The sequence below is a fragment of the Streptomyces sp. NPDC040432 genome, from assembly GCF_055595445.1.
Window position 1 is genome coordinate 239,948 of the sequence record NZ_JBVIVP010000001.1, and the last position, 17,991, is coordinate 257,938.

Annotated in this window: 16 protein-coding genes; 10 read left to right on the plus strand and 6 right to left on the minus strand. The window is 72.7% G+C overall.

The features are described 5' to 3' along the window. Nucleotides 1–62 precede the first annotated feature (62 nt). The 5 genes from ACZ58N_RS01155 to ACZ58N_RS01175 all read right to left on the minus strand — a co-directional run bounded on the left by ACZ58N_RS01155 (nt 63) and on the right by ACZ58N_RS01175 (nt 6,803). Nucleotides 63–980, minus strand: coding sequence for a MurR/RpiR family transcriptional regulator (locus ACZ58N_RS01155; protein ID WP_389701978.1), 918 nt, complete (start codon nt 978–980; stop codon nt 63–65). A gap of 111 nt (nt 981–1,091) precedes the next feature. Continuing rightward, nucleotides 1,092–1,892, minus strand: a complete 801-nt coding sequence (locus ACZ58N_RS01160) for a hypothetical protein (RefSeq protein WP_471154074.1) — start codon at nt 1,890–1,892, stop codon at nt 1,092–1,094. Beyond that, nucleotides 1,892–3,166, minus strand: a complete 1,275-nt coding sequence (locus tag ACZ58N_RS01165) for a VWA domain-containing protein (RefSeq protein ID WP_471154077.1) — start codon at nt 3,164–3,166, stop codon at nt 1,892–1,894. The genes ACZ58N_RS01160 and ACZ58N_RS01165 overlap by 1 nt, the downstream gene beginning before the upstream one ends. A gap of 87 nt (nt 3,167–3,253) precedes the next feature. Beyond that, nucleotides 3,254–4,447, minus strand: a complete 1,194-nt coding sequence (locus ACZ58N_RS01170; protein ID WP_471154080.1) for a cytochrome P450 family protein — start codon at nt 4,445–4,447, stop codon at nt 3,254–3,256. 79 nt (nt 4,448–4,526) lie between these two features. Next, a complete protein-coding gene (locus tag ACZ58N_RS01175; RefSeq protein ID WP_471154082.1) occupies nt 4,527–6,803 on the minus strand; it encodes a HelD family protein in 2,277 nt (758 codons plus the stop codon). Between the two features lie 186 nt (nt 6,804–6,989). Between ACZ58N_RS01175 and ACZ58N_RS01180 the strand changes: the two genes are divergently transcribed. The 3 genes from ACZ58N_RS01180 (at nt 6,990) to ACZ58N_RS01190 (ending at nt 10,563) form a co-directional block, all read left to right on the plus strand. After that, nucleotides 6,990–8,108 carry a M20 family metallopeptidase gene (locus ACZ58N_RS01180; protein ID WP_471154084.1) on the plus strand — a complete coding sequence of 373 codons (1,119 nt, stop codon included), beginning with the start codon at nt 6,990–6,992 and terminating at the stop codon, nt 8,106–8,108. Nucleotides 8,109–8,258: 150 nt separating this feature from the next. After that, entirely contained in the window at nt 8,259–10,184 is a 1,926-nt protein-coding gene (locus tag ACZ58N_RS01185; RefSeq protein WP_471154086.1) for a glyoxal oxidase, read from the plus strand. 169 nt (nt 10,185–10,353) lie between these two features. Further along, nucleotides 10,354–10,563 (plus strand): acyl-CoA carboxylase subunit epsilon, encoded by a 210-nt coding sequence (locus tag ACZ58N_RS01190; protein ID WP_471155181.1) that lies wholly within the window; start codon nt 10,354–10,356, stop codon nt 10,561–10,563. 15 nt (nt 10,564–10,578) lie between these two features. Here the strand turns inward: ACZ58N_RS01190 and ACZ58N_RS01195 are convergent, their stop codons facing one another. Continuing rightward, nucleotides 10,579–12,210, minus strand: coding sequence for an FAD-dependent oxidoreductase (locus tag ACZ58N_RS01195; RefSeq protein ID WP_471154088.1), 1,632 nt, complete (start codon nt 12,208–12,210; stop codon nt 10,579–10,581). A 273-nt stretch (nt 12,211–12,483) separates the two neighbouring features. On the opposite strand from ACZ58N_RS01195, the gene ACZ58N_RS01200 reads away from it, so the two are divergent. From ACZ58N_RS01200 to ACZ58N_RS01230, 7 genes are all read left to right on the plus strand, one after another. Beyond that, a complete protein-coding gene (locus ACZ58N_RS01200; RefSeq protein ID WP_471154090.1) occupies nt 12,484–13,584 on the plus strand; it encodes a SchA/CurD-like domain-containing protein in 1,101 nt (366 codons plus the stop codon). A gap of 101 nt (nt 13,585–13,685) precedes the next feature. Then, nucleotides 13,686–14,132, plus strand: a complete 447-nt coding sequence (locus ACZ58N_RS01205) for a cupin domain-containing protein (protein ID WP_471154093.1) — start codon at nt 13,686–13,688, stop codon at nt 14,130–14,132. Next, a complete protein-coding gene (locus tag ACZ58N_RS01210; RefSeq protein ID WP_471154096.1) occupies nt 14,129–15,400 on the plus strand; it encodes a beta-ketoacyl-[acyl-carrier-protein] synthase family protein in 1,272 nt (423 codons plus the stop codon). The genes ACZ58N_RS01205 and ACZ58N_RS01210 overlap by 4 nt, the downstream gene beginning before the upstream one ends. Beyond that, a complete protein-coding gene (locus ACZ58N_RS01215; protein ID WP_471154099.1) occupies nt 15,397–16,656 on the plus strand; it encodes a beta-ketoacyl synthase N-terminal-like domain-containing protein in 1,260 nt (419 codons plus the stop codon). Before ACZ58N_RS01210 ends, ACZ58N_RS01215 begins: the two co-directional genes overlap by 4 nt. A 75-nt stretch (nt 16,657–16,731) precedes the next feature. Further along, a complete protein-coding gene (locus tag ACZ58N_RS01220; RefSeq protein WP_471154100.1) occupies nt 16,732–16,986 on the plus strand; it encodes an acyl carrier protein in 255 nt (84 codons plus the stop codon). Between the two features lies 1 nt (nt 16,987). Beyond that, the gene (locus ACZ58N_RS01225; protein ID WP_471154102.1) at nt 16,988–17,470 is read left to right on the plus strand and encodes an SRPBCC family protein; all 483 of its coding nucleotides are present in this window, start codon (nt 16,988–16,990) and stop codon (nt 17,468–17,470) included. A 91-nt stretch (nt 17,471–17,561) separates the two neighbouring features. Continuing rightward, on the plus strand, nt 17,562–17,894 hold the full coding sequence (locus ACZ58N_RS01230) for a TcmI family type II polyketide cyclase (protein ID WP_471154105.1): 333 nt from the start codon (nt 17,562–17,564) through the stop codon (nt 17,892–17,894). Nucleotides 17,895–17,991: the final 97 nt, after the last annotated feature.

Genomic DNA, 17,991 nt, shown 5'->3' on the forward strand with positions numbered 1-17,991 from the left:
GTGCGCGCACACCCTCGCGCAGGGAAGCGCCGAGCGGGCGGCGAGCGCCTGCGACCGGCTCGCTAGAGGAAGAATCCGTGCTGGTCGGCGACCTGCTCGTACTGTTCCAGACGGGCCTGCGTCCGCTCCGGGTCGGCGTCGGCCATCGCCTGGAGCAGGGCGGCCGACAGCATGCCGGGGGCCGCGTACGAGTCGAAGACCAGCCGGGAACCCGTACCGGCCGTGAGGGCCACCTCGGCCTCGTCGACCAGGGGCCCCAGGGTCGGGTCCGTGATCAGGACCACGCGCAGGCCGGTGCTGCGGGCCGCCCGAAGGGCCGCGAGGGTCTCGTTGGCGTGCCGGGGCATGGCGAAGGCCAGCACCCAGGTACCGCCCGCCGCCCGCGACTGGAGGAGGGCGTCGTAGGCCACGCTCCCGCCCCGGGTGACCAGGCGGACGTCGGGGTGGATGCGGCGGGCCGCGTAGGCGAAGTACTCGGCGAGGGAGACGGAGATCCGCAGGCCCAGCACGGTCAGCGGGACGGAACGGGCCAGCTCCCGCCCGATGTCGAGGACCTGGTTGGTGTCGGCGAGCAGCCGGCGGACGTTCTCCAGGTTCTCGATCTCGGCGTCCACGGCCGCCTGGAGCTCGTTCTGGCGGATCTGCTCCCGACTGTCCGGGGTACCCGCGACGGCGCTCAGCGCGATCGGTTGGAGGACGTCCCGCAGCGCCGGATAGCCGCTGAACCCGAGGGAGGCGGCGAAGCGGGTCACGGAGGGTTGGCTCACACCGACCCGCTCGGCGAGCTCGGTGATCGACAGGAACGCCGCCTCGGTGAGGTGGTCGATCAGGTACTGGGCGATCCGCCGCTGCCCCGGGGAGAGCCGGTGGCCGTCGAACAGCGCGAGGAGACGGTCGGCCGGCGGCCTGACCTGCTCCGGCGCCCGTCCGCCCGGCGTGATCGCAGCCGCCTGGGCGCGTGCCTGCTGCCCCGATGACACCGGCGGGCCTCCTTCTCACGTCACTCGTGTTCCAACATAGCCCACGCTCCGTGTCCGGTGATCAACTCCCTGGTCGGGTACCGCCGCGCCCGGGGACGCGGCGGCGCCCGCTCAGGTGGTGGTCCGGGTGCCCCTGGGGCGGCCCGAGCCGCGGGTGAGGGAGTACCCGAGGACTCCCGCGAGGGCGGCGAGCACCCCGCCGGCGGCGGTCCAGACCCAGCGGTCGGACCACCGGCCACCGGACCAGCCGTCCGCGGGCGCGCGTGCCGCCCGCTGATCGTCCGAGGCGCCCGCGATGCCCGGAACCAGCGGTTCGGCCAGCGCCGCGTCCACGGCCACGGCGCCGCCCACGTCCTTGACGTCGGCCTCCACCTGCGCCTTGACCGGCAGGCCCAGGTCCTCCTCGGGCAGTCCGACGACCGTCAGGCGTACGTAGTAGCTGCCCGGAAGGGGGTCGTTGGCCCAGGGCTCGGCGCCGGACCGCACCGTGCGCAGGGTGCAGGAGAGTTCGGCGGTCCCGGCCTCCTTGGCCGCCGCCTTCGTCTGCGTCCCGTACGTGCAGGCCTGGCGGCGGCGCAGTCCGTCGTACACGTCCAGCTGCCAGGTGGCCGGGCCGTGCCGCAGGGCCGGCTCGGGCAGGGTCACCGTCGCCCGGACGGTGACCCGTTGGCCCGCGTCGACCGGGAGCACCCAGTAGAGGTAGTCACCGGTGGAGGCGGCGGCCGTGGCCCGTTCGCCCGGCCGGAAGGCGGTCGCGGTGCGGAATCCGGTGCCGGCCTCGGTGGGGCCGGCGGAGCCTCCGGACGCGCTCGGGGTGGGGGTCGGGCTCGGGGCCGCGGTGGCCGGGGCCGCGCCTCCTGCGAGAGCCAGCGCGGCCAACAGCGCGGCGGTCGACGTCCTTGGGGTACGCATCAGTTGGTCCTCCAGACGGAGACGCGCCAGCGCGAGATCCAGCCCCACACCAGGCCGGCCAGCAGGCCGGTGAGGGCGAGCACGGCCAGCAGCCACCAGCCGCGGCCGAGGCCGAAGGAGGCGACGTCGGACGCGTCGTCGGGACCGTCGACCACATCGATGGTCAGCTCGACGGGCATGCCCGGGGCGGTCTTGACGGCCGGCCCGGCGGAGAAGGAGTTGCTGACCTGCAGGCAGACGGTCTCGGGTGCCTCCACGGCGTCCCCGTCGGCGTCCTCCACGGTCGACTTGGGGTAGCGCAGGCCCGTCGAGACGACGTCGGTGCGGCCGTCCCCGGCCTCCGATCCGCGGACGATCTCCCGTCCGTGGACGGTCGTCGCGCGCAGGAGGATCCCGTAGTCGCGGTTGACCGCGCGGTCCGCCCCGATGCTGACGGAGGCGCGCAGTTCCTGCCCGGGACGGACGTCGACCCGGTACCAGCGGTGCTCGCCGAAGGTCTCGCGGTCCGAGTAGAGGCCGGCCCCGAGCTTCGGGGCGTTCGCGCACTGCTGGGCGCCCGCGGTGGCGACCGGCGTGACGACGGGGTCCGCGGCCCGGTCGACGAGTTGTCTGACCCTGCCGGAGAGTTCGGCGGTGTGCTGCACCGAGGTGTAGGTGCCGCCGGTGGCCTCGGCGATGCAGGTGAGCTGGGCGCGCGTCTTGGCGTCCGGGACCAGTCCGAGGGTGTCCACGACGAGGTGGATGCCCTTCGCGGCGATCTCCCGGGCGACTTCGCAGGGATCGAGCGGGGCGCAGGTGTCCTCGCCGTCGGTGATGAGGACGATCCTGCGGGTGGCGTCGCCGCCCTCCAGGTCCTGGGCCGCGCCCAGGAGGGCGGGGCCGATGGGCGTCCAGCCGGTGGGCGCGAGGGTCGCGACGGCGGTCTTGGCCTCGGTGCGGTTCAGCGGTCCGACGGGGTAGAGCTGCGCGGTGTCCTTGCAGCCGAGCGCCTTGTCCTCACCCGCGTAGCCGGCGCCCAGGGTCCGTATGCCGAGCCGTACGTCCTCGGGCACCGCGTCGAGGACCTCGTTGAAGGCCTGTTTCGCGGCGGCCATCCGGGACTGCCCGTCGATGTCCGTCGCCCGCATCGAACCGCTGACGTCGAGGACGAGTTCCACCTTGGGCGGTTCCTTGCGTGGACCGTCGGCGGCGGCCGCGGCCGGCGGGAGGAGCCCCGCGCTGAGGGCGACGAGCAGGCCGCAGGTCGCGGCCGCCAGCCGTTTTGTTGTGATCATCGCCGGATCGTATTGAGGATCCCGCACCAATCCAAAACGGTCCGCGGCGGCCGCCGTTCACCCTGCGGAGGCCGGTCGGCGCAGGGTCTACCAGCGCACCGGGAGGTGGGTCGTACCGTGCATCAGGGTGCCGGGCAGCCACTCCAGGGGGCCGCCGGACTCGTCGCGGGCCAGGTCCGGGAAGCGTTCCAGCAGTCCCCGCAGGGCGATGCGGCCCTCCAGCCGGGCCAACGGGGCGCCGATGCAGAAGTGCAGGCCGTGGCCGAACGCCAGGTGGCCCTGCGGGGCGCGGCGGATGTCGAAGGTGTCGGGCTCCGGGTAGCGCTCGGGGTCCCGGTCGGCGCCGGCCAGGGAGACGAACACCACGGCGCCCGCGGGGATGACCGCCCCGCCGAGTTCGACGTCCCGGGCGGCATGGCGGTATGTGGCGTTCTGCACCGGGCCGTCGTAACGAAGCATCTCCTCGACGGCGCCGCCCAGCAGGCCGTCGTAGTCGGCGCGGAGCGCGGCCAGTTGGTCCGGGTGGTCGAGGAGGGCGCGCAGGCCGTTGGAGATCAGGTTGACGGTGGTCTCGTGTCCGGCGATCAGCAGCAGGAACGCCATTCCGATCAGTTCTTCGGGGGAGAGCGAGTCGCCGTCCTCGTCGCGGGTGCGGATCAGCGCGCTGAGGAGGTCGTCGCCGGGAGCCTTGGCCTTGGACTCGATGAGGTCCGCGAGGTAGGCGCTGAGCTGCTGCTGCACCGTGGACTGCAGGTCGACGGAGACGGGCGCCACGACGGCGTTGGACCACTGCCGGAAGCGCTCGCGGTCGAGGTCGGGCACGCCCAGCAGCTCGCAGATCACGGTCATCGGGAGCGGGAAGGCGAGCGCCTCGATCAGGTCGGCGGACCGCTCGGGTCGGGCGGCCATCGCGTCCAGCAGGTCGTCGGTGATCTGCTGGACGCGCGGACGCATCGCCTCCACCCGTCGGGCCGTGAACTCCCTTGCCACCAGGCGACGCAGGCGGGTGTGGTGGGGCGGGTCGGACTCCAACATGTTGGCGCCGGCCGCCGTGGTCACGAGGTCCGGGTACATCCCGGAGGTCCGCCAGTCCTTGAGGAGGTCGGGGTGGTTCAGCGCCTGGCGGGCCTCCTCGTAGCCGACGACCAGCCAGTTCGTATCGGTGATGAGGGCCATTCCGGCGACCTCGTGCACGGGCCCGGCGGCGCGCAGCGCGGCGTAGAAGGAGTGGGGGTCGGCGCCGAAGTCCCGCGCGGCGGTCTTGATGTCTACTACAGCCATCGCTCCACACTACGAGAGGCCCGCTCCCCGGAGGTGTGGGAAACCGGCCACTCCCCCGAGTGGCGGTGGCCGATCGGCCCTACACCACCTCCTGCGGGTCGGGCAGTCCGCGCGGGAGGCGGCCGGTGTGGACCACGTCGAGGTGCTGGGTGGCCCGGGTGAGGGCGACGTACAGGTCGCTCGGCTGGAAGTCGGCGGGTTCGACCACGATCACGGTGTCGAACTCCAATCCCTTGGCCTGGCGCGGGTCGAGCAGGACGACCCGACGCGTCAGGTCCGGTTCCTCGCCCGCCCGTACGTCGGGCAGCGCCGCGGCGAGCGCGTCGTGCAGCGGGCGCGGGGCGATCACCGCGAGCCGGCCCTCGGCCGGGGTGGCCGCGCGCAGGGCCTCGGCGACGCCGTCGGCGATGTCGTCGGCCCTCCGGACCCGGGGCGGCGTTCCCGTGGAACGCACCGAGCGCGGGGGCTCGAAGCCGGGCCGGTGGGCGCGGAGCACGGCCGCGGCGACCTCCATGATCTCGGCGGGCGTGCGGTAGTTGACGCCGAGGCGCACGCGCTCCCAGCGGGCGCCGACGTACGGTTCCAGGATCTTCCGCCAGGAGCCGCAGCCCGCTTCGTCGCCGGTCTGGGCCGGGTCGCCGACGAGGGTCATGGACCGGGTGGGGCAGCGGCGCATGAGCAGGCGCCACGCCATCTCGGACAGTTCCTGCGCCTCGTCGACGATGACGTGGCCGAAGGCCCACGTGCGGTCGGAGGCCGCGCGCTCGGCCGTGGTGCGGTGGTCGGCCTCCTCCTGACGTTCCGCCATGCGTTGGGCGTCGATGATGTCGTGGGCGGCGAGGTACTCGTTCTCGGCGTCCTCGAACTCGTAGGAGTCGGAGCCCTGGGAGAGGTCGAGGACGCCCTGGGCGTAGGCGATGCGTTCCAGCCGGTCGCGTTCCTCGGCGGCCCGCTGGGCGGTGTCGTCGAACCCGAGCAGCTCGGCGGCCTCGTCGAGGAGCGGGACGTCGGCGGGGGTCCATTCGCCCCCGGCGCGGCGGATCAGGTCGGCCTCGTCCGGCGGCAGGTGCGTCGGGTCGGCGAGGAAGTCCGCGATCAGGCCGAGGGGTGTGAGCCGGGGCCACAGGCTGTCGATGGCCGCGTGCACCTCGGAGCTGGTGGCGATCTCCTTGCCGAGTTGGGCGACGTCGTCCGGGCCGAGGAGGTTGGGGCCGCCGTACGGGTCGGCGCCGAGCCGGTCGGTGAGCTGCGCGGTGAGGGCGTCGATGACGGCGAAGGCGAAGTAGGGGCGGGCCAGGTTGTGCGGCAGGCCGGTGCCGCGGGCCCGGTCGCGGGCCGCGTGGGCCATGGTGCGGTCCAACAGCAGGGTGCCGTAGTCGTCGTGGTCGATCTCCAGTGCCGGCTCGGGGACCAGGTCGTTGTCCTCGCCGCTGCCCGCCGGGATGCCCTCGGGCAGGGTCTGGCGGTCCTCGACGACCCGTGCGAGGACCTGCGCCATGGCCGCGCGGCCCTTCACGGCGGCGGCGCCGGGGCGGTCGGTTCCGGTGGCGTGGACTCCGGGGAAGAGGTCGCCGGGCGAGGCGAGGAGCACGCCCGTCTCGCCGAGGGAGGGCAGCACCTCCCCGATGTAGCCGAGGAAGGCGGGGTTCGGTCCGACGATGAGCACGCCGCGCTTGGCGAGGAGGTCCCGGTAGGCGTAGAGGAGGTAGGCGGCACGGTGCAGGGCGACGGCCGTCTTCCCGGTGCCGGGGCCGCCCTCCACCACGAGGACTCCCTGGTGGGGCGAGCGGATGACCCGGTCCTGCTCGGCCTGGATGGTCCGCACGATGTCGTGCATGCGGCCGGTCCGGGCGGCGTCGAGGGCCGCGAGCAGGACGGCGTCCGCGTCGGCCCCTTCGTGGCCGGTGCGCTCGGTGTCGGAGAGGTCGAGGATCTCGTCGTGCAGGGCGGTGACCGATCGCCCCCTGGTGGTGATGTGGCGGCGGCGGCGCAGCCCCATGGGGACGTGTCCCGTCGCCAGGTAGAACGGGCGTGCCCTTTCGGCCCGCCAGTCGATTACCAGCGGCGTGCGTTCGGCGTCGTCCTGCCTGATTCCGATACGGCCGATGTGGTGGTCGCGGCCGTCGGTGAACTCCAGCCGCCCGAAACAGAGACCGTGTTCGGCCGAGTTCAGTGCGGAAAGCACCCCGGATTGTTCGGCGACGACGACATCGCGTTCCATACGGGCCTGGAAACCGTTGCCGCCCTCCTTCAGAGCCGCCCGAACCGCACGTTCGGCCTGGTCCCGGAGGTCTTCGAGACGCGCGTACAGCCGGGTGATGAATTGCTGCTCATTTTCAAGTTCCACGTTTGACAATTCCACTCCCGACGCGATACGATGCCACTGCAAAGCTTCTTCACGCCCTCGCAATAAACATCGCGCGAGTAAGACGTGAAACAACGAATATACGCAGGCGCACACCCCGGACGTCAATTCGTCCGGGGCTGTTTTTTTGCGCCGCGGACCACTGGGCCCCGCGCGGGCCGGCAGTACTCTTGCGGGATGACGACGCAGAAGACCGTCGATGTGAACGTTGACGCGATGATCGAGGACCTCCGGGCACTCGTCGAGACCGAGTCCCCCTCCCGCGACACCGACGCGCTGGCGGCGTCCGCGAAAGCGGTGGCCAACCTCCTCGACCGGCGCCTCGGAGGACACGCCGTCCTCGTCGAGAGCGTCGCCGGTCCGCACGTCCACTGGTCCGGCGGCGGCACCCCCCGCGTCCTGATCCTCGGCCACCACGACACGGTGTTCCCGCTCGGCACCCTCGCGCGCCGCCCGTTCACCGTCGCCGACGGGCACGCCACCGGACCCGGCGTCTTCGACATGTTGGGCGGCCTCGTCCAGGCCGTACACGGGCTGGCGACGCTGGAGGACCTCTCGGGCGTCGAGGTCCTCGTGACCGCCGACGAGGAGGTCGGCTCGCACTCCTCCCGCGCGCTCATCGAGGAACGGGCCCTCGCCTGCGGTGCCGTGCTCGTGTTCGAGGGTGCCGCCGAAGGCGGCGGCCTCAAGACCGGACGCAAGGGCTGCGGCACCTTCCGGGTCACCGTCACGGGACGCGCCTCGCACGCGGGGCTGGAACCCGCCGCCGGCGTCAACGCCCTCGTCGAAGCCGCGCACCAGGTGCTGGGGATCGCGGCGCTCGGCCGGCCCGACATCGGCACGACCGTCACCCCGACCGTCGCGTCCGCGGGCACGCTGGACAACGTCGTCCCCGCGGAGGCGACCGTCGTCGTCGACGTTCGGGTCGAGTCGCAGGACGAGAAGGAACGCGTCGAATCGGCCTTCGCCGCGCTGACCCCCCACCTCGACGGGGCGGCGATCACCGTCGAGGGCGGCGTCGGCCGCCCCCCGATGCCCGAGGCCGCTTCGGCCGAACTCTTCGCGGTGGCACAACGGTTGATGCCCGGGATCGAAGGTGCGGCCGTCGGCGGCGGAAGCGACGGCAACTTCACGGCGGCGCTCGGAGTACCGACCCTCGACGGCCTCGGCGCCGTCGGGGGCGGCGCCCACGCCGACCACGAGTATCTCGTCGTCGACGCCATGCCCGAGCGGGCGCGCCTCGTCGCCGGCCTGGTCAACGCGATCCGGGGGGCGCGGGAGGGCCGGGAGGCGTAGGCCGGAGGCACACCGACGGGGGGTCGCGGGCCCGGCGGAAGATCCGCCCGACCGGACGGCCCCGGGAAGTCACCTCGCGTCGAACGGGGGCGGTTTGTCCCGGTTCTTCTAGCATGGCGTCCCGTCCCGGCCGTCGTACCGAGGAGAGGCATGTCCCGAGCACACCGGTCCGCCACGCGATCCGCAGGCGTGTTCCTGTCCGCTCTGGCGGTCGCGACGACGTTGGCCGTACCGGCCTCGGCGGCACCGGGCGGACCTCGACTCCCCCCGGCCCACGACCATCCGGGCGACCGCTCCGCCGGCCACCCGCACGGCGGAGTCCCCGGCCACCCCCTCGCCCGCGCCGGCGCGGCGGCCGTGCCGGCCGCCGACGAGGTCGCCCTGCTCGGCGAGGAACACGCCCGTGCCCACGCCGGGCGGCGCGCGGCGGCCAAGGGCGCCGCGGGGTACCCGCAGGCCACCCGCACGGCGAGCCTGGAGTCGCTGCGGGCGTCGCAGGCGCACGCCAACACCGCGTTCGAGGCATCGGAGTCGGGCCGGTTCACCGACTTCTTCCCCTCCCCCGACTTCGGTGTCCACCTCGCCCAGCTGCCGACCGGCAAGGTGCTGCTGTTCTCCTTCGAACGCGTCGAGACCGATCCCACCAAGGAAACCGGCCCCACCGACCGCATCGGCCCGACCAACGCCGGCCGCGCCTTCCTCTGGGATCCGACCCGCGGTACCGGCCCCGGGGCGTTCAAGGAGGTCCGGCCGCCGACCGTCCTGATGCCCGACGGCACGCACGTGCCGCGCCCCGCGCCGTTCTTCTGCGCCGGGCACGCCTTCCTCCCCAACGGCATGCTCGCGGTGTTCGGCGGCAACACGGGCGGCAAGGGCGGCAGCGGCGCGAAGCTGTCGTTCGTCTTCGACCCGTGGACGGAAACCTGGTACCGCAACCGCGACATGGCCGCCGGCCGCTGGTACCCCTCGGTGGTCACGGGGGCGGACGGCCGCCAGATCATCATGTCGGGCCAGTCCGAGCGGGGTACGGGCACCCCCACCCCCCTCGTGGAACGCTTCCCGGCGAAACGACTGCCGGTGCCCTGGCGTCCGTACGACATCCCGCTGGATCTGGCCACCGAGCGGTTCGGTGTCGACGCGCCCTTCCGCAACGACTATCCGCACCTGTTCTCGCTGCGGGACGGCATGATCTACGGCCTGGGTCGGGACGCCGACCAGCAGTGGCTGTTCGATCCCGTCGCGGAGACCCGCCGCGACCTGCCGCGGCGTCCGGCGGACTTCCGCGGCTACGGGTCGGCGGTGCCCCTCCCGGCCGGGTTCCGCGGTCCGGACTCCGTGCTCGTCCTCGGCGGCGACCCGCACGACCCCCACACCTACCGGCTCGCGGGAGGCCGGTGGACCACCGAGGAACCGAGGGCGTTCGGCCGTACCCAGGACGACACGCTGATCCTCCCGGACGCCACCCTGCTCACGGTCAACGGCGCCCTGAGCACGCGGGACTACGGCAACGGGCCGTTCAACCCGAAGGCCGACCTCAAGTACCGGCAGACGGAACTGCGCGACGCGCGGGGCCACTGGCGGCTCGGCCCGGCCCAACGGATCCCGCGCGGCTACCACTCCAACGCCCTGGTCATGCCGGACGGCCGGGTCATGGTGACGGGTGACGAGCTCCAGCAGATCGCCAACGACCCGGACATCGGGGACGCGATGGACGGCAGCGTCGAACTCTACGAACCCGCGTACCTGCACCGGGGTCCCCGACCCTCGCTCGACCGGGTTCCCGGCGGGGAGTTGGCACACGACACGGCCTTCGAGGTACGCAGTCGGTCCGCCGCGGCGGTCCGACGGGCCGTGCTGCTGGCCCCGACGACGGTGACGCACGCGGTGAACACCAGCCAGCGCCACGTGGAACTGCGCGTCACCGGGGTGCGGGGCGAGAACGTCGGCCTGAGGACCCCGCCGTCCGCCGCGGACGCGCCCCCCGGTTACTACATGCTGTTCCTGCTCGACGGCCGGGGCGTTCCCAGCGCCGCCAAGTGGGTGAAACTCGGCCTGCGCCGGGACCCCGCTCCGTGACCCCTTCGGCGGTTGCCCGGCAACGGATGCGACCGCCCGGGCGTGTCGCACGGATGGGTGTGGACGGAGCCCCCCGGCACGACAGGCGGACGGGGGGCTCGTAGCGTCGGGGACGTCGGGGTCCCCAGGGCCCGGACGAGGTGAACCCTCCTGCTGAGAGGCCGTGTCGATGCGGAACGACGCCCCCATATCCAGCCTGCTCCGGGTCCACCGGGGGAACGCCGAACCCGAGGAACTGGCCGCCATCGCGGTCGTGTTCGCCTGCCTCGCCGGCCGGGTCGCCGAGCGGCCCGCCGACACCGGGAAGGCCCAGCACCGCCGCCCGCGTACGCGGCCATCGGGCCACGGTTGCTGGTCGGGGTGCTGGGCCTGCGCCTGAGGCTCCCGCCGTCGGTCAGGACCGCGCGAGCAGGTGCGTCATCGCCTCCAGCAGCGCGGCCCGCGGGTCCGCCGAGGCCCCCTCCGCACGCCACGCCACGAACCCGTCCGGGCGTACGAGTACGGCTCCGTCGGCCGGCAGCTCGTGCAGCGCGGCCCAGTCGGCCTCGGGTGCCTGGACCAGGTCGGCGTCGGGCGCCGAGCCGATCGTCCACGCGTCCAGTCGGGCGGACAGCTCCCGCGCCACCTTCCCGGCGGCCTCCCGCCAAGGCGTGCCCGGCGAGCTGAGCAGCACGAACGAGGTCTCGTACAGGTCGAGCGTGGAGATCCGCTCCCCCGCACGGGTCAACCACATGTGCGGGGCGCGGGTGCCGACGTCGCCGGCGAGGCGCATCTTCTCCGGGATGATCGGCCGGGCCGGGTCGCCGCCGACGACCGCGCCCTTCGGGTAGGCGTAGCCCATGGCGGTGGTCAGGACACCGCTGCCGGGGCCGCCGCCCATGGTGGGGGGCGGTACGTAGCCGGGGTGGCTGTGCTCGGCCGAACGGGCGGAAGCCCGCTCACTGGTGGCCTTGGCGACCGGCAGGCGCTCGGCCTCGTACGTGTCGAGGAGGTCGGGGCCGGCGGAGCCGTTGAGGACCGCGGCGACCTTCCAGGCCAGGTTGTGCGCGTCCTGGATGCCCGTGTTGGAACCGAAGGCACCCGTCGGGGACATCTCGTGCGCCGCGTCGCCGACGACGAAGACGCGGCCGACGCGGTACTGCTCGGCCACCCGTTCGGCGGCGTGCCACGGGGCCTTTCCGCCGATCTCGACGTCCAGGTCGGGCACCCCGATGGCCTCGCGGATCTGCGCCACGCAGCGCTCCTCCGTGAAGTCCTCCAGGGTTTCGCCGGTCTCCGGGTGCCAGGGGGCGTGGAAGACCCACTGGGTCTCGTTGTCGACCGGCAGGAGGGCGCCGTCCGCTCCGGGGCGCATCAGGTAGCAGACGATGAAGCGCAGGTCACCGAGGAGACCGGCGAGGTTCTCGGACCGGAAGACGATGCTGACGTTGTGGAACAGCTCGCCGTTGCCGCTCTGGCGGATGCCGAGGGCCTCCCGGACGGGGCTGCGCGGCCCGTCCGCGGCGATCAGGTAGTCCGCCCGGACGGTGAGGTGCTCACCGGTCTCACGGTTCTTGACCAGGGCGGTCACTCCGGTGGCGTCCTGGTCGAAACTCATCAGTTCGGTGGAGAAGCGCACGTCGGCGCCCTGTGCGCGGCTCTGGGCGGCGAGGACCGGCTCGATGTTGTTCTGGCTGCACAGGCACCAGCCGGTCGGACTGAAGCGGGCGAGGGCCCCTGAGGGGTCGACCGCCTTGATCAGCCACTTGTGCTCTCCGCCGATCAGCGCGTGGGTCTGCAGGATTCCCTGGTTGGCCTCCAGCGCGGAGGCCTCCTTGCGGATGGCGGGCTCGGCGCCCGCCGTCCGGAACAGTTCCATCGTGCGTGCGTTGATGCCTCGTCCACGGGGGTGGACGGAGGTACCGGAGTGCTTCTCGACCAGCAGGTGCCTGATGCCGTGACGGCTCAGGAAAAGCGAGGTGGACAGGCCCACGAGGGAGCCGCCCACGACGAGGACCGGTACGCGAACATCGGCATGCTCTTCCATCAGCTGCGGGCTCCTGTTTCGTCTTGGGGGCAGTGGTCGCCTTATGCCCCCGATGAGCCCCGATGCCCTGGTGATTCGCCGGTTGTCACCCGCTTGATCCGGAGATGTAGCGATCCGTACCCGGGCGGATGACGATGAGCGACAGCGGTGGCCCCCGGCCCCGCCGTCCCCGATCGCGCGGGGCGCCGGTCCCATCGACCCGGGAGGTTGCCGCCGATGACGCACGTGAGCGCGTTCGCGTCGGACTCCGGGCCCTCACGAAGGAGTGAGCAGATGACAACCACACTGTCCGAACGGGTGTCGCAGTCGGCCTTCGACGGCTCCATGCTCCGGGTCGTCCTGCTGATGGACCTGCACGAAGGGGTCCAGCAGGAGTTCTTCGAGGCGTACGAGCAGCTGCGGCACGACATCGCCTCGGTCCCCGGCCACCTCGGCGACCAGCTCTGCCAGTCGTTCGAGAACCCCGAGCAGTGGCTGATCACCAGCGAGTGGGAGAGCGCCCCGCAGTACCTCGCCTGGGTGAACAGCGAGGAACACACCGAGCAGGTCCGTCCGCTGGGCGCCTGCGTACGGACGATGCGGCCGATGCAGTTCACCGTCCTGAAGGAGACCGGCCGGCGCTACGAGGCCCCCGCGAAGGGCTTCGGCGGCCGTTTGCAGACCACGCCCCGGCTGGGCGCGGGCGTCGTGCGCCACGCGCTGACCTTCACGGTGAAGCCGGGTACCGAGGCGAAGGTCGCCGAGATCCTGTCCTCCTACTCCTCGCCGGCCGCTCAGGTCGACGAGCACACCCGGCTGCTGCGCACCTCCCTGTTCATGTACGGCAACCGGGTGGTCCGGGCGGTGGAGGTGCAGGGCGACCTGACGGCGGCCCTGCGCCACGTGGCGAAGCAGCCCGAGATCCGGGCCGTCGAGCAGCAGATGGACCCGTACCTGGAGCAGGAGCGGGACCTGACCGACCCGGAGTCGGCCCGGATGTTCTTCATGCGGGCGGCCCTGCCGGCCGTCCACCACGTGGCCGCGACGCGGCGGGAGCCGCAGGATGTGCGCAGGCACGCTCTCTTCTACCCCGCCAAGGCGGGCTGTGGTCCGCTGCTGGCCCGCTTCCTGGCCCGGCAGGACGAGGCCGCCGCGCAACGTCCCACCAGCCCCGTGGTGAGCAGCAGCGTCTTCCAGCGCGACGACGTCGTCGTTCGGCTCCTGGACGTCGCCGGTCCGTCGGACGGCCTGTTCGCGGCCGGTTTCGGCATCGACGGGCCCCGCAAGGCCGCGGTGCTCCGGCGCCTGCTGGCCGGCGAGCCCGGCGCCGGGCCGGACGGCGCTCCCCACCCCATGGACCTGATCACCGACCGTCGGGCTCCGGCGCAGTCCTGATCCGGACGGGCCGCGGCGTCCACCGGCGCGGCCCCGAGCAGTAGTCCCACCACCACCGGCAGCCCACGTTCAGGCTCCGCACCGCCAGGAGGAAGTCAGTCATGACGCAACATCACCCGCGCATCGTCGATCTGAGCGAGACGCAGCCCAACACCAGGCGCGGAGGTGACCTGCGCGCCGTGCTCACGCCGACCTCGGTGGGTTCGACGAGCGGATTCATGGGGCTGGCCCTGATCGCCCCCGGTGAGTCGATCGCCGAGCACTACCACCCGTACTCCGAGGAGTTCGTGTTCGTGGTGAGCGGCTCCCTGGAGGTCGACCTCGACGGGGAACCGCACCCGCTGCGCGCCGACCAGGGGCTCCTGGTCCCGCTGAACGTGCGGCACCGCTTCCGCAACGTCGGCAGCACCGAGGCCCGGATGGTGTTCCACCTCGGCCCGCTCGCGCCGCGCCCGGAGCTGGGGCACGTGGACACCGAGGAGGCCCCGAACCCGCAGGGCACCGCGTGGGCCGAGCGCCCGCCCGAGCGTACGGGCGTGGTCTCTTGACCCGCCGGAGGGTTGTCGTCACGGGCGTCGGAGTCGTGGCGCCCGGCGGGATCGGCACCGCCGCGTTCTGGGATCTGCTGTCCAACGGCCGTACGGCGACGCGGGGCATCACCCTCTTCGATCCGGCCGGGTTCCGCTCCCGGATAGCCGCCGAGGTCGACTTCGAGCCGACCGCACACGGCCTGGGCCCCGATGACGCGGCCCGGGCGGACCGGTACATCCAGTTCGCGCTGGTCGCCGCCCGTGAGGCGATGGCCGACGCGGGACTGACCCTCGACGGCGAGGACGCGTGGCGCACCGGGGTCTCCCTGGGCACCGCGGTGGGCGGGACCACCCGTCTGGAGCACGACTACGTCGCCGTCAGCCAGAAGGGCGACTGGTGGGACGTGGACCACCGGCTCGCCTCGCCGTTCCTGCACCGCGCGTTCACCCCCGCCACGCTCGCTTCGGCGGTGGCGGAACAGACCGGGGCGCGCGGGCCGGTGCAGACGGTCTCCACCGGCTGCACGTCCGGGCTCGACGCCATCGGGTACGCCGTGCACGCCATCCAGGACGGCCGGATGGACGTCTGTGTCGCCGGCGCCTCGGACTCCCCCGTCTCCCCGATCACCGTGGCCTGCTTCGACGCGATCAAGGCGACCTCGGCGAACAACGACGACCCGGCGCACGCGTCGCGGCCGTTCGACGCGGACCGGGACGGTTTCGTGCTCGGTGAGGGCGGCGCGATATTGGTGCTGGAGGAGTGGGAGCACGCCCGGGCCCGCGGTGCGACCGTGTACTGCGAGGTCGGTGGTTACGCCACCTTCGGCAACGCCCACCACATGACGGGGCTGACCCCGGAGGGCCTGGAGATGGCCCGGGCGATCCGGACGGCCCTGGACCAGGCCGAGGTCGACTCCGCGGACATCGACTACGTCAACGCGCACGGTTCCGGCACCAAGCAGAACGACCGGCACGAGACGGCGGCCGTCAAGCGGGTCCTGGGCGGGCACGCCTACGAGACCCCGATGAGCTCCATCAAGTCGATGGTGGGGCACTCCCTGGGCGCGATCGGCGCGATCGAACTCGCGGCCTGCGTCCTGGCCATGACCCACCACGTGGTGCCGCCGACGGCGAACTACGAGACCCCGGATCCGGAGTGCGATCTGGACTACGTGCCGCGCACGGCCCGCAACCACACCCTGCGCAACGTGCTGTCGGTCGGCAGCGGCTTCGGCGGCTTCCAGTCCGCCGTAGTCCTGACCCAGCCCAAGGAGGTGCGCGCGTGAACAGCCGTACTGCCACAGCCGGCCCGTCGGTGGTCGTGACGGGCATCGGAGTCGTCGCGCCCAACGGCGTCGGCGCCGATGCCTTCTGGAAGGCGACCCAGGCGGGCGTCAGCGTCCTGGACCGGGTGACCCGGCAGGGGTGCGAGCACCTGCCGCTGCGGGTCGCCGGCGAGGTACGGGGCTTCGAGCCGGGCGCGCTCGTCGAGGACCGGTTCCTGGTGCAGACCGACCGGTTCAGTCACTACGCCCTGGCCGCGGCCGACCTCGCCCTGGAGCACGCCCGGCTCGGCCGGGCCGACTACGAGGACGATCCGTACGCGGTGGGTGTCGTCACCGCCGCGGGTTCGGGCGGTGGCGAGTTCGGGCAGCGGGAGCTGCAACGGCTGTGGGGGCGGGGCCCCCGCTTCGTCGGCCCGTACCAGTCCATCGCCTGGTTCTACGCGGCCAGCACCGGTCAGGTATCGATCCGGCGCGGGTTCAAGGGTCCGTGCGGGGTCGTCGCCTCCGACGAGGCGGGCGGGCTCGACGCGTTCGCCCATGCCGCCCGGCAGATCCGTCGGGGCAGCAGGGCGATGCTGGTCGGCGCCACGGAGGCGCCGCTCGCCCCGTACTCGATGGTGTGCCAGCTCGGGTATCCGGGCCTCAGCACCCGGGAGGAGCCGGAGCGCGCCTACCGCCCCTTCACCTCGAAGGCGTGCGGCTTCGCCCCGGCCGAGGGCGGCGCGATGTTCGTCGTCGAGGAGGCGGCCGCGGCCGCCGCCCGGGGCGCGACGGTGCGGGCCGTACTGGCCGGCCATGCCGCGACCTTCACCGGGCCGGGCCGCTGGGAGGAGTCCGCCGAGGGCCTCTCCCACGCGATCCGCGGCGCGCTGGCCGAGGCCGGCGTGGCTCCCGAGGAGGTGGACGTCGTCTTCGCGGACGCCCTCGGCACGCCGGAGGCGGACGCCGCCGAGGTGCGGGCGATCCACGACGCGCTCGGCGCCCACGGGGCCCGGGTGGCCGTGACCGCCCCCAAGACCGGTACCGGACGGGCCTACTGCGCGGCCGGCACCCTCGACGTCGCCGCGGCCGTGATGGCCCTGGAGCACGGCGTCGTACCCCCCACGCCGAACGTCTTCGAGGTCTGCCACGACCTCGACGTCGTGACCGGCGGCGCCCGGGTCGCGCCCGTGCGGACCGCGCTCGTACTGAGCCGGGGCCTCATGGGTTCGAACGCGGCGGTCGTCCTCCGCAAAGGGCCCGAATCGCGCGTGTAGGGATCGGGACCCGCTCGTCAGGGCCGCGGCGTCATCGGCGCGGCACTCCGGAAGCAGGAAAGAGAGAAGGCACCCATGTCCGACCGACTGACCATGGAAGAGCTCGCGGCCCTGATGAAGACCGCGGGCATCACCGTCGACCCCTCCGAGATGCGGAGCCGTCCGGAGTCGCGGTTCGACGAGTACGGACTCGACTCGCTGGGCCTGCTCGGCATCGTCGGCGAGCTGGAGAACCGGCGTGGTCGGGCGCTGCCCACCGACGCCGACCGCTGCAAGAGCCCCCACGAGTTCCTCGACCTCGTGAACAACAGCCTCATGACTGGAGCCTGACATGCCTGGACACACCGACAACGAGATCCACGTGGACGCGCCCGTCGACGTCGTGTGGGACGTGACGAACGACCTGCCGAACTGGCCGGAGCTGTTCAGCGAGTACGCCTCGATCGAGATCCTGGAGAAGGAGGGGAACACCACCCGGTTCCGCCTCGCCATGCACCCCGACGAGAACGGCGTGGTGTGGAGCTGGGTCTCCGAGCGCACCGTGGACCGCGCGGGCCTGACCGTGAAGGCCCGCCGGGTGGAGACCGGGCCGTTCGCCCACATGAACATCCACTGGGAGTACGGCGAGGTGGCGGGCGGCGGGACCCGGATGCGCTGGGTGCAGGACTTCGCGATGAAGCCCGACGCCCCCATCGACGACGAGGGCATGACCAAGCGGATCAACCACAACTCCCGGATCCAGATGGAACTCATCCGGGACAAGATCGAGAAGGGGCGGCGCGCCGCGCGCACCCCGGTCGCCGAGCGGCGCTGAGCCGGCGGCGGCGCCCCTCGGCGTCGCACCCGGCTCGGCTCGTCCACCCGCACTCCACCTCTCCTCACCCGAGACGAAAGGCAACCTCCCGATGCACCAAGCCCTCATCGTGGCCCGCATGGCGCCCGGTTCGGCACCCGACATCGCCGGCCTGTTCGCCGCCTCGGACGCGGGCGAACTCCCCCGGTTGGTGGGGGTCAAGCGCCGCAGCCTGTTCCAGTTCGGGGACGTGTACCTGCACCTGATCGAGTCCGAGACGGATCCCGGTCCGGCCATCGCCCAGGTCGTCGAGCACCCGGAGTTCCGCGATCTCAGCGACCGGCTCTCGACGTTCATCAGTCCGCACGACCCGCAGACCTGGCGGGGCCCCAAGGACGCGATGGCGCACCGGTTCTACCGCTGGGAGCGGGACGCCGGAAGGTAGTCCGTACGGGTGCCCTTGCCGCCGCCGGAGTGTTCGGGCGGCCTGGGCACCCAGGACCGCGGCTTGGTTCACCGCTCGTGACCGGAGAGATTCGGCA